The organism is Caryophanon latum, from assembly GCF_001700325.1.
GTDB lineage: Bacteria > Bacillota > Bacilli > Bacillales_A > Planococcaceae > Caryophanon > Caryophanon latum.
Map to the genome: position 1 here is coordinate 1 of NZ_MATO01000001.1, position 15,049 is coordinate 15,049.

Here is a 15,049-nt window from a genome sequence, read left to right on the forward strand (position 1 = left end):
ATAGTCTTTTTTCAAAGTGTCTATCGTATAGGGTACATTTTAAAGCTCGAAATGCCAATGCCTGTTTTTTTATGCAGCTTCGTCAACGTTAACCGCGGCTCGTCCTCGCTAAATGCGCGCAAAATAACGCCTACTTTATGTACTGATTGCATCGTGTAATTTTTTTGAAACGTTGCCTCATCCATTTGTCCACCACCTGTCTTCCTTCACCATGATACGTCCATTGTAATAATTAACCGCATCAAAATCAACCACTTTATTTATTAAAAATACGCATTTTCGATAAATTATTTTACACAAAGTAGAAAACAACTCGATGTCACGACATGCTACTGAAGGCGTTACACCGTTATTTCATCCAAAAAAAATGACGCTAGCAAATGAAATTGCTAACGTCAATTTAATTAAATTACATTATACTACTATTTTTTGTGCCGCCGCTTGTAGGAAGTTTTCAATCATTTTACTGCCGTCTGGTGTGCCGATTGACTCTGGGTGGAACTGTAAGCCAAATAACAAATGATCGCGATGTCGAATCGCCATAATTTCACCATCATCAGTCGTCTTCGCTTGCACAACGAACTCGACTGGCAACGTATCCTCTGCAATAACGAGCGAATGGTAACGCATAATTTCGACGTCCTCTGGCAGTGACACAAATAAATCCGTGCCGCTATGAGCGATGTTTGACATTTTGCCGTGCACGATGTTTTCTGCGCGCACGACCGATGCACCGAACGCTTCACCGATTGCCTGATGCCCTAAGCAAATGCCGAGAATCGGGTATTTCGTGTGCAGCTGCTGAATAATCGCAACCGTATTCCCTGCATCGCGCGGATGACCTGGACCAGGTGATAAAATAATTGCTTCTGGTGCAAGCGCATCAATTTGTTCAATCGTTAACGCATCATTGCGCACAACTTGCACGTCTTTTCCTAATGCCCCAACTTGTTGGTATAAGTTATACGTAAATGAATCGTAATTATCAATTAATAAAATCATACGCGCACCTCCAGTAATGCTTTTGCTTTATTTAATGTTTCCTCATATTCGCTCTCTGGCACCGAATCATATACGACACCAGCACCTGCTTGCACGTGCGCTTTGCCATCTTTTACGACCATCGTGCGAATTGCTAGCGCTAAGTCCATATCGCCGCTTACTGAAATGTAACCGACCGCACCTGCATATACGCCGCGCTTTACGTGCTCTTGCTCATTAATAATTTGCATCGCACGAATTTTCGGCGCACCAGATACCGTCCCTGCTGGCAATGCAGAAATGAGCGCATCAATTGCATTGTATTCGCTACGCAGCTTACCAGTTACTTCTGAAACGATGTGCATCACATGCTTGTAATACTCAATCGTCATATATTTCGTCACTTCAACCGAACCGATTTCTGAAATTTTGCCGATGTCGTTACGTCCTAAATCAACGAGCATGCGATGTTCCGCGATTTCCTTCTCGTCTGCTAGTAACGCCTTTGCAGTTTGCTCGTCCTCTTCCTTCGTCTTGCCGCGCTTTTTCGTCCCAGCAATCGGGTTCGTCGTCACAAAGCCGTCCTTTACTTTAATTAAGCTCTCTGGTGACGTCCCTAAAATTGTGTAGTCATCGTACGCCATGTAAAACATGTACGGTGATGCATTTGACGTACGCAGCTTGCGATATAGCGAAAACGGATTGCCGCTAAAGTCCGACGTAAAGCGCTGCGATAAAACAACTTGGAAAATATCGCCGTTACGAATATGTTCCTTCGCTTCCTCAACCATGTCAATAAAGCGTGATTTCTCAATCGTCGGTGCGAATTGTACGTGCGCATCACTTTCTTCTGTAAACGCCTTGCCGCTATGAATGTGCTGCTCCATTTGCGCCACTTGTGCTTGTAGCTGCTCGTTCGTCTTATCGTCGAATAAGTCAATTGCTGCAAGTGTTACGGTTTGATGTAAATGGTCAAAAATGATAAACGTATCATAAAAGAAGACGTTCACATCTGGCATGTTTAGCTCATCATGTAAAGACTCACCAATGTTTTCAAAGTAAAACGCTGTATCGTACGCGAAGTGACCGATCGCCCCGCCGAAAAAGCTAAACGGTAAATGTTCATGCGTTGCTGGCATGATGCTGCGTAAATACGTAATCGCATTTTCGTTATGCGTCGTCGCCTCGCCACCTTTTGTGAACGTGCACGACTGCCCTGTCCCAACTAGCTGTGCGACTGGGTTAATAGCGATAAATGAATAACGACCGCTTTCTTCATGCTTTGCTGAAGATTCAAACAGCATTTTATTGTTGCCTTCTAGTGCGCTATAAAGTGAAATCGGTGTTAATGTGTCGCCTGCTAATTGCTTTGTTACATATTGTCTCGTCTGAACTGTCATCTAATCTCCTCTTTCTCTGCTCGTCTCGTAACACAAAAAAGGCCCCCCGTCACAAAAAGGACGAGAGACCGTGGTGCCACCTTTATTGATTACAAAATGTAATCGTCTACTAGCTTGCGTAACGTGCGCTACCCCGCCTTAGCATTATCCGCATAAGGAGCTCCAAAGTCCATTCACAACTGCACTTATGCTGATTCGCACCGACCATCAGCTCTCTACAATAAGCGATTCAATTGCTACTACTCTTTTTCACAGCTTCATTTATTACGTTTATTATAAATTAAATTTTTCGAATATTCAATTCTTATTTCAAAAAAACAATTGTAAACATATTACGGCTGTTGCACGCGCGGCTGAAGTTGTGGCGTGCGCTCGAGCTGCTCAATAAACGAGCGCGTCTTAAAGCGCAGCCCTCCCTGCTCCTCATATAGCGTCGACACAATTTTACGAATAAAATATTTCGTTTCCTTCTTTAGCTCGAGCTTGCCAACTTGCTCAATCGGCATTTCGTAAAACATGCGAATGAGCTTCAGCTGCGTCGGCGTTAAGCGAATGATGTACGGATCGACATGGAAGCAGCGATGACAAATGAAGCCACCCTCCCCAAACGAAAATGCAAACTCGCCTTCTGTTGCACCACATGCAGCACATTCATGTAAAATCGGTTGCACCCCGATAAGCGGCAACATTTTCCATTCAACGAACAAGCTAATTGCCTCTGGGTCATATTCTTCCTCAATCGCTTGCATCGCCTGGTGTAATACCTCGTACACGTACGGCTGCGTCTGCCCTTCTTCGACGACGCGGTCAATAAGCTCTAAAATAAAGCTCGCATGCGCAGTCGCCACGATATCTTGATGAATGTGACGCATCGTTTGAATGTGCTCACCTTGTTGAAGTGTACCCATACCAGACGTATGATGCACCATGAAGCTACCGATTGTAAATGGTTGCGTCACCGCTGCTAAACGGCTGCGCGGCTTTTTCGCACCACGCGCCATGACCGCTACTTTCCCTGCCTCGCGTGTCATGAGTATGACGATTTTATTTGATTCTCCGTATGCTCGAACTTTTATGACAATGCCTTCCCATTTATGAAGCATGCGGAACGACACATCCTCTCATTTTGAATGATTCACAAATTTATTGATCTACTTGAACATATGTGTTGATTAGCTAATAATTGACTGTTCCCCTAGGAGTCTCGTCGCCCACGCTCAACCATGATAATGTTGTACTTGATTAAAGTTAGGCAACAGAACAACCGTTTAGCTGTATCTATACACAACAAAGGGCTATGCGAACGTGTCGCATAGCCCTTTTATTATACCATATTAATACTCGTCTTCACGGAATCCGAAATCGCGTAAATGCGTCGATTTGTTGCGCCAATCTTTTTGCACTTTCACCCAAAGCTCTAAGTATACTTTTGAACCTAAAAGCATTTCGATATCTTTACGTGCACGTGTGCCGACTTCTTTTAATAAAGCACCGCGCTTACCGATGACGATTCCTTTTTGTGAATCGCGCTCAACCATAATTGTCGCCTGTACGCGAATCATATTTTCTTTCTCTTCGTCTGGTTTAATTTTATCGATCACTACAGCGATTGAATGTGGAATCTCCTCGCGTGTTAAGTGCAGTACCTTTTCACGAATAAGCTCAGAAATGATGAAACGCTCTGGATGATCCGTCACCTGGTCCGCTGGGTAATATTGCGGTCCTTCTGGTAAATACTTTTCAATCGTTTCTAGCAAACTTTCTACATTGTTACCTTGTAGCGCAGAGATTGGCATAATTTCTGCAAACTCATAGCGCTCTTTATAGCCTTCGATAATTGATAACAATGAGTCTGGGTGCACTTGGTCGATTTTATTAATGACTAAAAAGACAGGCGTTTTCGTACCTTCAAGTAGCTCCATAATGAATTCGTCGCCTTTACCTAGCTGCTGCTCAGCGTTGACCATAAACATAATTAAGTCGACTTCACGCAGCGTATTTTTCGCTGTTTTTAACATGAACTCGCCTAGCTTATGCTTTGGCTTATGAATACCTGGTGTGTCAATGAAAATCATTTGGCTTTCCGGGTTCGTTAATACACCTTGTACTTTGTTACGCGTCGTTTGCGGTTTGTCTGACATGATCGCAATTTTTTGTCCGATGACACGGTTTAACAATGTCGATTTCCCTACGTTTGGACGTCCAATAATTGAAATGAAGCCCGATTTAAATCCTTGTCGTTGTTCTAACATTATAATAAATCCTCCGGTGTGAAGGCGCCTGGTAGTAGCTGTTCAACTGTCGTTTCTACTACGTCGCCTTTTAAATTTGTTAAATAAACTGGCATTGTCGGTGCGCAAAATTCTGCGATGACTTGACGGCATGCTCCACATGGCGCACACGGACCTTCCGTATCTGCCACGATTGCAATGGCCGCGAATTCACGCACGTTTTGTGATACTGCTTTAAAAATGGCTGTACGCTCTGCGCAGTTCGTTAAGCCGTAGCTTGCATTTTCGATGTTACAGCCGTCATACACTGTGCCGTCCTTTGCAAGCAGTGCAGCACCAACTTTAAATTTTGAATACGGTACGTACGCATTTTCGCGTGCAACTTTTGACTGCGCTAATAGTTGTTCTTTATTCATAATGATGTGCTCCCTTATAGCCATTTTGGTAAAAAAATGAGTACTCCGATTATAACACTCGCAATCGAAAATACCAACACAGCGCCTGCTGCGATATCTTTTGCCGCTTTTGCGAGTTCGTGATGCTCCGGTGATGCTAAATCAACAACGCGCTCGATCGCACTGTTGATCATCTCAACTGTAAACATGCCGAACACGACGAGCACAATGATGCACCATTCCATTATGCTTACTTTTGTGAGCATACTAGCTATAAAGACAACAAGAGCCGCTAGCACGTGAAAGCGCAAATTTTGCTCCTTCAGTGCAGCGACAATTCCTTCTGTAGCATAGCCAAATGAGCGCAGCAGTTTACGCGCGTTCATTACGGTCACGCTCTAAGCCGTATGACAGTAAAATTTCGTCTTGCTTGCCGAACATTTTTTTCTCATCGACGTCATTCATATGATCGTAGCCGAGTAAATGTAGAAAGCCGTGCACCGCTAAAAATCCTAGCTCGCGCTCAAATGTATGTCCGAAATCGTCCGCTTGCTCGCGCGTGCGGTCAATCGAAATGATGATGTCACCGAGCATGCGTGGCATTCCTTCGATCACGACTTCCATTTCGCCGTCACCAAGCTCTTCCATTGCAAATGAAATAACATCTGTCGGCTGGTCTTTATCGCGGTATTCGCGGTTAATTTCTTGAATCGCGTCGTTCGTCACAAACGTCACTGATACTTCTGTGCCGTCTTCAATGCTTTCAATTGTTGCGGCGTGCTGTAGTAACGACTCAACAAGCTCAACATGCGCCTGCTGTACTTCATTCGTTTCATCTAAAAAATCAATGTGTAACATATTGTCCCTACTTTCAATCTTTTGGATACTCAATACGTGAGTGAAAAATGCCATTTAACGTTTCACAAAATGCTAGTTCCATTTGCTTTAATTCTTTCACCGAAATGTCACACTCATCAAATTGATGGTCGAGTAAACGATCTTTCGTAATACTTTGAATGAGCGTGCGAATTTTTTCCGGCGTTGGATCTTTTAACGAGCGTACCGCAGCTTCTACGCTGTCCGCTACACTAATAATAGCAGCTTCTTTCGTTTGCGGCTTCGATCCGGGGTAACGGAATTGTCCATCTGCTACTTCTATACCCAATTCCTTCGCCTTATGCACAAAAAATTTCAACTCGCTCGTGCCGTGATGCTGCAACGCGATGTCGATAATTTCCTGTGGCATTTTATATTCCGCTAATAGCTGTGCCCCGTAAGTCGTATGCTCAATAATAATACGTGCGCTTTCGTCTGGTGGCAAGTCGTCGTGCGGGTTTTTCCCCATTTGATTTTCAATAAAATACGCTGGGCGCTTCGTTTTTCCAATATCGTGATAATAGCAGCCAACGCGCGCGAGCAATCCGTCCGCACCAATCGCTTCACAGGCCGTCTCCGCTAAGTTCGCCACCATAATGCTATGATGATAAGTCCCCGGCGTTTCCGTTAAAATTTTCTTTAATAACGGATGATTCGGATTTGATAGTTCGATCAAACGCATCGTTGACAAAATGCCAAATCCTGACTCAAAAAACGGCAATAGTCCAAGCGTTAGCATCCCAGAAAGCATACCTGACACGAGCGCTGCCGATGCGTAAAAAACAAGCTCCTCTACTGTGTACGTCGTTTGTGTCATAATGATGTAAAAGAAAATATACAGCGCATTCATCGTTGACACGAGCGCGCATGCTTTTAAAACGTGCGATGTTTTTTCACCTGTTCGTAAATATAATAGCGCCGTCACACTACCAAATAGCACGTACAGTACAACTTCTGCACTCATGACCGCTCCGTACTGCGTATTCATCATCACACCTGCTGTAGCCGCCATTAAAACACTCGTAATCAGTGCGACTTTTTCGTTAATCAGTAGACGTAACAACATTGCCGTCAATGCCGTTGGAAATAAAAACGCAATATGCACGGTAAATTCATCTGCTACGAAGCTTAAAATTTTAAGCAATGCAAGCCCTAGTACATAAACGAAAAACACCATCGTCACCGCATTTTGCTTGCGGGCATTCGTCGCGCCCCACTGATTAAATAGCATATATAACACACACATTTGCAAAATCGTCACAACACTTAAACCGATCCCCATACGAATGTTTGACTCATCATTTAACAAACCGAGCAATTCGAGTTGACGATAAATATCTTTCGTTACACGCTCTCCCTCTTGCACAATAATTTGCCCTTGCAAAATACGCGTTTCCTCGACTAAATTCTTCGCCTGCTGCCTGCGTGCATCGGTCATATCCTCGTTGTATGTTTCCGTCTCAACAATCGAGCTGCGTGCCATCACAACGATAATATTTACAAGCTCTGCTGGAAACACGCTTTGCATACGCACCGTTTGCTCAATGCGACTTTGAATCGATGCAATATCGTCCTCACGAATCGCCTTCGTTAACATTTGCCCTACCGTTTTTGATAATAACGCACGCGATGCCTCTAAATCGGTCACTTGCTGGCTAAGCAGTAGCTTTAACTGCTCATCGGTAAAGCGAAATGGAAACTGCTTCTCATCGATGCTACTTAAACGCTTTTTGAGCTGCTCAAGCTTGTCGTCTAGCGTATCTCCATCTTTACTACTTGTTAGCGTATCGGTCACATAACCAAAAAACGAATCAATCATCGCTGCTTGATTTTTTGCCATGCTTTCATTAAATGTATACACCGGCTCAACTTGCTCAGCTGCAAGCAAACGATCCTGCTCGGTTTTTGCTTCGTCGACAATCGTTTTTGGTGAACGAATCGTCTCCGGTGCGAGTTGCAACTCCTCTACTGTATATGTATATTCTTGAATATTACTATGCATGAATAAAAATTGAACGAGTCCTGTTAACGCTAATACAATTAATAAAAAGTAACGAAATCCAATATAATCGCTAATTTTTTTCACTTTCTTTTGCAATACGCCACCTCCACATCTGCCCTTCTATCATATCAACTAGCAATAAAAACATCGAGCTGAAATATTTTTCTCCAAAAACAAAAGGTGACTTCTGCGCTTGCGCTTCCATCACCTTGCTCGCCCATTTATTTCGCTTCTGCGTTTGAGTATGCCTCAATGACTTTTGCGACGATTGGATGGCGCACAACATCGCCTTGCTCGAAGTATAAAAAGCGAATATCTTCTACGTGACGTAACGTGCGCTCTGCAATAATTAAGCCACTTTCCGTATTTTTCGGTAAATCGATTTGTGTTTTATCGCCTGTAATGACCATTTTCGAACCGAAGCCTAATCGCGTTAAAAACATTTTCATTTGCTGATGCGTCGTATTTTGTGCTTCGTCTAAAATAACGAATGCATCATCTAACGTACGTCCACGCATATATGCAAGCGGCGCAATTTCAATTGTGCCACGCTCGATTAAACGCTCCGTTTGCTCAGCTCCGTACATGTCGTTTAACGCGTCATATAACGGGCGTAAATACGGGTCGACCTTTTCCTTCAAATCCCCTGGTAAAAAGCCGAGCGACTCGCCTGCTTCAACAGCTGGACGCGTCAGTACAATGCGCTTTACTTGACCCGTTTTTAATGCTTGCGTTGCCATGACGACCGCTAAATAAGTCTTCCCTGTACCAGCTGGGCCGATACCAAATACTAAATCATTATGGCGAATTGCTTGAATGTATGCACGTTGCCCCATCGTTTTTGCACGAATCGGCTTGCCCTTCGTCGTACGTGCGATTTCTACATCATATAGCTCCGCAAAATATTCAATCGTTCCTTTATTCGTCATTTCAATAGCCGTTGCAACGTCGCGCGTGTCGATGTTAATGCCTTTACGCACAACTTGTAACAACGCCAGTAGCAGCTCGGTTACTTGGCTACGCGCATCTTCTTCTCCAACAAGGTGAATCGTTTCACCACGCGTGATCATTTGCACGTGAAATGCTTCTTCAATCAACTTTAAATTTTGGTCAGACATGCCAAGTAACATGACTGCTTCTGCTGGGTTATCTAATAATAACGGCGAAATATTTTCTGTCATTCACTCAATCTCCCTTACATGTTCACAAAATGTTATGTATCCTCTAACTGTATCATAATTCTTTTCGATACGTCGTTCTCTTATTGTAACGTTTTTGTATCATTTACGCTATCGACACGTCGCTTTCGTTTGTTTTTAACAAAAGAAAAGAGGCTATATACATTGAACTGAATATTGTACCATTCTTTTGTTTCGGCGGACGCTTTTCGCGAAGGGCAACATGATGTTGGTCACAAAGGTTCACGCCACGCCCGCGGAAAGCCTGCCTCGATGTGAAGAGCCGACTAACACATTCACCGTCTATATAAGTTCGAAACTAGCACTGTAGCTAAACAGCCGAGTAACACAACTCGAAAATGTATTCACTGCTTATATAAAATAGAAAACAAAAAAAAGCGTTATCGGAAAAGTTCATTTTCCGATAACGCTCTTTTGCTGTTTAACTACACTTCGTTTCGCGAACGCTTGACGTTCACTTCTGTTCCAAACTAGTTATGCACGCTGCTTTGCTTTCGGTTTGCCTAGCACCTCTGCCATAATGATCGCCTGCTGCATTTGCGTATAACTTGTTGGAAATTCAAGTGCATCGCTACGTGCTTCAACGGCGCGTACCGCTTGCTGACGATCTTTCATCCGCTCTTCAAGTGACTGGCGCAATTCCATCGTATCCGTCTGCTTTGGAGCTAGCGGTGCTGCTTGCTCCTTCGTTGACAGCTGTGTCATGACATCACGGGCGAAATCATCTAGCGACTTCGTTTCGATTTTTGGACGCGCTGACTTACGAGGTGCTAATTTCCCTTGCGCCTGTGTCGTCTCAACTGGTGGCAACTCTTTTTGTGGTATGAACGGCTTCGTCGGGCTTGCTTTTTTATCTTCCTTTTTGTTCATGAACGATGTCAAAACCCCGATTAAAAGCGCTATTAATAATCCTTCCACGTCAGCGTCACATCCTTTCTACGCGTTCACTTACTTTTTGTCCTTTTCAATCGATACATTCGCAATTGAATCGCGCATTGACGTGTCTGCCTCTAAGTTGCGGTAGTTCATATAATCCATAATACCAAGATTGCCTGAACGTAGTGCCTCTGCCATCGCCATTGGAACTTCCGCTTCTGCTTCAACTACTTTTGCTTTCATTTCCTGTACTTTTGCAATCATTTCCTGCTCGCTTGCTACGGCCATCGCACGGCGTTCCTCTGCCTTTGCTTGCGCGATGTTTTTATCCGCTTCTGCTTGCTCGATTTGTAGTTCAGCACCGATATTTTTACCGACATCTACATCCGCGATATCAATCGATAAAATTTCAAACGCTGTACCAGAATCTAACCCTTTTGCAAGCACTGTTTGTGAAATCATATCTGGATTTTCCAACACCTTTGCATGCGAGTCAACCGAACCGATCGTTGAGACAATCCCCTCACCGACACGGGCCACAATTGTTTCCTCACCAGCACCACCGACTAAGCGGTCAAGGTTTGCACGCACCGTAATACGCGCCTTCGCTTTTACTTCAATCCCGTTCATCGCAACACCGGCAATAAATGGCGTTTCGATTACTTTTGGGTTTACCGACATTTGTACCGCTTCTAATACGTCACGACCGGCTAAATCGATTGCAGCTGCACGCTCAAACGTTAATTCGATGTTTGCGCGCTGTGCAGCGATTAACGCGTTCACAACGCGGTCTACGTTACCACCTGCTAAATAATGTGACTCTAAATGATTAATACGTGCATCTACCCCTGCTTTATGCGCTTTAATTAATGGGTTCACGATGCGGTTCGGAATAACGCGACGTAAGCGCATTCCGATTAACGTCATAATGCTTACTTTTACACCCGCTGCGATTGCACTAATCCATAGCGCTACTGGGACGAATGTGAAGAAAATCGCCAGCACGATAAAAACAAGTACAATGGCAAAAATTAAGCCAACTGAAGCAATTTCCATGTGTAAATCCCCCTTTTAGTCTACCTCTCGCACAACAATGCGTGAGCCTTCTACTTTCATAATTTCAACTTCTCGCCCTTTTTCAATAAAGCGTCCGTCCGATACGACATCGAGACGCTCCTTTTCAATATCCATCACACCAGCTGGTCGAAGTGGTGTCTCAGTAATACCACGACGTCCAATTAAATCGATGCGATTAATATTAGAAACGTAGCCTTCCTCTGTCGTCGTTGCATCATGCAGCACAAGCTTGTTTAACATGTGCAGCTTTTTGCCAAAAAATTTCATTGTAATCACCATTCCAATCGCTGCAACGAACATTGCAACTAAAATAGAATATGCCATATGCGTCACGTTTGCACCAGCTCCTAACAAGCCGGTAATAACGAGCCCTCCTCCGACAATTCCAACAATGCCTCCGGGTAGGAACATTTCAGCAATAAGGAGGATAAAACCAATGACGAACAATAAAATCGATTCATATCCGGCAAAGCCTGCCACCGTATGTCCAAAGAAAAATAAAACGAGGGCGGTAATTCCGACAGCACCTGGTACGCCGAAGCCTGGTGAATACAACTCCATTACTAACCCTAAGCTCGCAAGCGATAATAAAAGCGGCACGATAATTGGATTTGTAATAAAGCGTGCTAAATCTTCTGCAAATGTCGTTTGCATCGACACAATTGTCGGATCGCTGTAGCCTTTTTGCGCTAATATACTATCGATGTTTGGTGCAATCCCTTCCGCATAACCAACTTTTATCGCCTCTTTTGCCGATAACGTTAACAGCGCATTTTCACCTGCACGATATTCCGGCAAATTAAGCGTCACATCTGCCATCGCTTGTGCATATTGTGGGTCGCGGTCATGAAGCTCTGCGGCACTACGCATTTGCGCAATCCATGCACTGTTCACCTTTTGCGCCGCCGCATTTCCCGCTTGATCAATAACAGCTGCTGCGCCCATTGTGCCGTCACCTGTCATATAAATTTCATCTGCATGTAACGCAATTAGTGCTCCTGCTGAATGCGCTTTCGTATTGACGTACGCAACTGTTTCAATCGGCTGCGCATCAATCAATTTCGCAATATCCGCAGCAGCTGCAATTTCGCCACCTGGTGTATGCACATCAAGAACAATTAAATTCGCTTCTTTTTGCTGTGCCTCTTCAAATGCTCGCTCTAAAAAGGCATATAACCCTCGTTCAACATTATCATGAATCGGTATAGTATACACAATTTCATTCGACGTCGCAGTAAAGGAAGGGACAAAAAACAAGCTAGAAATGAACAACACCCATATATAGCTAATGAGCTTTACGTTTCGCATTGCTTTCCTCCTCTCTCATTTCTATTGTATACCGTTTTTACGTACACAATTGCAAAAAGTTTCATTTTCTTCAAACGTTTTATAAAAAATGTAGCTCCTCATTGCTGCGTCGCGTTTATACTATGTCAAATGCCGTACGTTTTCCATTAACGTACGCCTCTCACTTCGAGCAACCTTTAATTCCAGCACGCAAAAAAAACTGTGCTACAAGTCCCTTCACTTGTAACACAGCTTTTTCATTTTATGCTTTTTTTAATAGCTCAAATACTTGCTCTACGTCTTTGTCACCGCGACCTGATACAGTAACAATGATTGACTCATCTGCCGGTAATGTTGCCGCTAGCTCCATCGCGTATGATACGGCATGCGCACTTTCTAACGCTGGAATAATTCCTTCTGATTTACTTAATAGTTGGAATGCCGCTAGCGCCTGCTCTGCCGTGACATTCACATATTCAGCGCGACCTGTATGCTTTAAGTAACTATGCTCTGGACCAACACCCGGATAATCAAGACCCGCTGCGATTGAGTAAGTTGGCTGCGGATTACCCTCTTCATCTAGTAACACGTAACATTTGAAGCCGTGTAATTCTGCTGGCACACCGTCACGCATTGTCGGTGCTTCATGTGGCTCAACGCCGATCAAGCGCACACCTTCATCTGTAATGTAATTCGCGAACGAGCCGATTGCATTACTACCACCACCGATGCACGCGACAACCGCTGCCGGAAGCTTGCCTTCTTTTTGTAAAATTTGCTCGCGACTTTCCTCGCTAATAACTGATTGGAAATGCTTGACGATTGTTGGGAATGGATGTGGTCCTACTGCTGAGCCGAGTAAGTAAAACGTCGTCTCATAGTTTTCTACTAAATCTGCAAACGCCTCGTCTACTGCATCTTTTAAACGACCTTGCCCTTTATCGACTGCGACAACTTTCGCACCGAGTAGCTCCATACGGAATACGTTTAACGCCTGACGCTTCGTATCCTCTAAGCCCATGTAAACGACGCACTCCATACCGAACATCGCACATGCTGTCGCCGTCGCAACACCGTGCTGCCCTGCACCTGTTTCTGCGATGACACGTTTTGCGCCCATATGCTTTGCAAGTAAAATTTGCCCAAGCACATTATTAATTTTATGTGAGCCTGTATGGTTTAAATCTTCACGCTTTAAGTAAATTTTTGCACCGCCTGCTTGCTTCGTTAAATTTTCAGCGAAATAAAGTGGTGATTGACGCCCGATGTACTCCTTGTAGTAGTACGCTAACTCCGCTTTAAACGCTGCGTCATCTTTTAAACGTTCAAACTCTTCGTCTAAACGTGTTAATACTTGTTGTAATGCTGGGGGCACGAAACTACCACCAAATTGTCCGAAATAGCCTTTTGTTTCTGTCATACTATTCTCTCCTCTGCTCTACTACATAAACATGCCACCATTTTACTTGCTTTTGTCAGAAAACACAATGAACTTTTTCTCGGTGCTCTCCACTTCCGAGGCACGCTTTTCCCGCTGGAGTCCGCCTCTCGTTACGAGCAACAAAGATTTTCTTTTCCTAACACGCGCTTCTGAAATATAAAAATCGTTATTTGGCGACTATTTTAAAAAATCCACAAACAAAAACAAGGCTAGTGCAAGTTGCACTAGCCTTGTGTTCATTTGTCTGTTCAGTGAATCATAGAATTGCGTGTTTTGAACGTAGGGATGATTTAGGAAATTACCACTTACGTTTACGTGCAGCTTCTGATTTCTTCTTACGTTTTACGCTAGGTTTCTCGTAGAACTCGCGCTTTCTAACTTCTTGAATTGTACCTGATTTTGATACAGTACGTTTGAAGCGGCGAAGAGCATCTTCAAGCGATTCGTTTTTGCGAACAACAGTTTTTGACATCTCTCTTTCCCTCCCTCCGAACACACGTCAGTACTCGATATTAGCGTTTCCAATATCGTGTACTAAAACAGTATAACGTATGATGCTGTATAGGTCAACTATCTCATACAAAATATTTAATAATTTGATTCAGATGTTAAGCCGTTCATAATCGCTACACCTGATGATGCGCCAATGCGTGTTGCGCCGTTATCAATCATCGCTTGCATATCCTCTAAGCTGCGCACGCCACCTGATGCTTTTACGCCAATATTTGGACCAACTGTTTGACGCATTAACGCGATATCTTCCTTCGTCGCACCGCCTGTTGAGAAGCCAGTTGACGTCTTTACGAAGTCCGCGCCCGCTGCTACTGCTAACTCACACGCTTTTACTTTTTCGTCGTCTGTTAATAAGCACGTTTCGATAATAACTTTTACTAATGTGCCGTTAGCTGCGTTTACAACCGCCTCGATATCTTTTTGTACGTAGTCAAAGTTGCCGTCCTTTAATTCACCTACGTTAATGACCATATCGATTTCTGTTGCGCCTTTTTCGATCGCATCGCGCGTTTCGAATGCTTTTACCGCTGAAGTTGATGCACCTAATGGGAAGCCGATTACTGTACATACTTTTACGTCTGTTCCTTGTAGTAAAGAAGCAGCTAGTTCAATCCATGTCGGGTTTACACATACGGATGCGAATACGTACTGCTTTGCCTCCGCACAAATTTGTTCGATTTGCGCCTTCGTTGCGTCTTGCTTTAATAATGTATGATCAATCATTGCTGCGTAGTTTGTCATGAAAATCTTCCTTTACTTTTTAGTTGTCCG

General features: G+C 43.8%; 16 protein-coding genes and 1 other annotated feature. All 16 genes read right to left on the bottom strand.

All coding sequences use genetic code 11. The features are described from left to right. Window positions 1–20: 20 nt before the first annotated feature. The 16 genes from A6K76_RS16690 to deoC all read right to left on the bottom strand — a co-directional run bounded on the left by A6K76_RS16690 (window position 21) and on the right by deoC (window position 15,019). The gene (locus A6K76_RS16690) at window positions 21–185 is read right to left on the bottom strand and encodes a hypothetical protein (protein WP_169817967.1); all 165 of its coding nucleotides are present in this window, start codon (window positions 183–185) and stop codon (window positions 21–23) included. A gap of 229 nt (window positions 186–414) precedes the next feature. Beyond that, on the bottom strand, window positions 415–1,002 hold the full coding sequence (locus A6K76_RS00005; RefSeq protein WP_066460884.1) for an anthranilate synthase component II: 588 nt from the start codon (window positions 1,000–1,002) through the stop codon (window positions 415–417). Beyond that, window positions 999–2,381 carry an anthranilate synthase component I gene (gene trpE, locus A6K76_RS00010; protein ID WP_066460885.1) on the bottom strand — a complete coding sequence of 461 codons (1,383 nt, stop codon included), beginning with the start codon at window positions 2,379–2,381 and terminating at the stop codon, window positions 999–1,001. The genes A6K76_RS00005 and trpE overlap by 4 nt, the downstream gene beginning before the upstream one ends. Before the next feature lie 53 nt (window positions 2,382–2,434). Then, window positions 2,435–2,643, bottom strand: a binding site (T-box leader). Between the two features lie 70 nt (window positions 2,644–2,713). After that, complete coding sequence (gene recO / locus A6K76_RS00015) at window positions 2,714–3,484, bottom strand: DNA repair protein RecO (protein WP_066460887.1); 771 nt, start codon at window positions 3,482–3,484, stop codon at window positions 2,714–2,716. Between the two features lie 231 nt (window positions 3,485–3,715). Further along, window positions 3,716–4,633 carry a GTPase Era gene (era, locus tag A6K76_RS00020; protein ID WP_066460888.1) on the bottom strand — a complete coding sequence of 306 codons (918 nt, stop codon included), beginning with the start codon at window positions 4,631–4,633 and terminating at the stop codon, window positions 3,716–3,718. Further along, window positions 4,633–5,028, bottom strand: a complete 396-nt coding sequence (locus A6K76_RS00025) for a cytidine deaminase (RefSeq protein WP_066460893.1) — start codon at window positions 5,026–5,028, stop codon at window positions 4,633–4,635. The genes era and A6K76_RS00025 overlap by 1 nt, the downstream gene beginning before the upstream one ends. A gap of 14 nt (window positions 5,029–5,042) precedes the next feature. After that, a complete protein-coding gene (locus A6K76_RS00030) occupies window positions 5,043–5,393 on the bottom strand; it encodes a diacylglycerol kinase family protein (RefSeq protein ID WP_066460894.1) in 351 nt (116 codons plus the stop codon). Then, a complete protein-coding gene (gene ybeY / locus A6K76_RS00035) occupies window positions 5,380–5,865 on the bottom strand; it encodes an rRNA maturation RNase YbeY (protein WP_066460895.1) in 486 nt (161 codons plus the stop codon). The genes A6K76_RS00030 and ybeY overlap by 14 nt, the downstream gene beginning before the upstream one ends. A gap of 13 nt (window positions 5,866–5,878) precedes the next feature. Further along, window positions 5,879–7,981: an HD family phosphohydrolase gene (locus tag A6K76_RS00040; RefSeq protein ID WP_066460897.1), complete on the bottom strand. Its 2,103-nt coding sequence runs from the start codon at window positions 7,979–7,981 to the stop codon at window positions 5,879–5,881. Window positions 7,982–8,106: 125 nt separating this feature from the next. Next, entirely contained in the window at window positions 8,107–9,066 is a 960-nt protein-coding gene (locus A6K76_RS00045; RefSeq protein ID WP_066460899.1) for a PhoH family protein, read from the bottom strand. Window positions 9,067–9,558: 492 nt separating this feature from the next. After that, on the bottom strand, window positions 9,559–10,002 hold the full coding sequence (locus A6K76_RS00050; RefSeq protein WP_066460904.1) for a hypothetical protein: 444 nt from the start codon (window positions 10,000–10,002) through the stop codon (window positions 9,559–9,561). A gap of 30 nt (window positions 10,003–10,032) precedes the next feature. Beyond that, window positions 10,033–11,016, bottom strand: coding sequence for a flotillin-like protein FloA (gene floA / locus A6K76_RS00055; RefSeq protein ID WP_066460906.1), 984 nt, complete (start codon window positions 11,014–11,016; stop codon window positions 10,033–10,035). 15 nt (window positions 11,017–11,031) lie between these two features. Next, window positions 11,032–12,345, bottom strand: a complete 1,314-nt coding sequence (locus tag A6K76_RS00060) for an NfeD family protein (RefSeq protein ID WP_066460909.1) — start codon at window positions 12,343–12,345, stop codon at window positions 11,032–11,034. Window positions 12,346–12,586: 241 nt separating this feature from the next. Next, window positions 12,587–13,744 carry a tryptophan synthase subunit beta gene (gene trpB, locus A6K76_RS00065; protein WP_066460910.1) on the bottom strand — a complete coding sequence of 386 codons (1,158 nt, stop codon included), beginning with the start codon at window positions 13,742–13,744 and terminating at the stop codon, window positions 12,587–12,589. A gap of 319 nt (window positions 13,745–14,063) precedes the next feature. Beyond that, window positions 14,064–14,237: a 30S ribosomal protein S21 gene (gene rpsU / locus A6K76_RS00070; protein ID WP_004227078.1), complete on the bottom strand. Its 174-nt coding sequence runs from the start codon at window positions 14,235–14,237 to the stop codon at window positions 14,064–14,066. 116 nt (window positions 14,238–14,353) lie between these two features. Continuing rightward, window positions 14,354–15,019 carry a deoxyribose-phosphate aldolase gene (gene deoC, locus A6K76_RS00075; RefSeq protein WP_066460912.1) on the bottom strand — a complete coding sequence of 222 codons (666 nt, stop codon included), beginning with the start codon at window positions 15,017–15,019 and terminating at the stop codon, window positions 14,354–14,356. Window positions 15,020–15,049 lie beyond the last annotated feature (30 nt).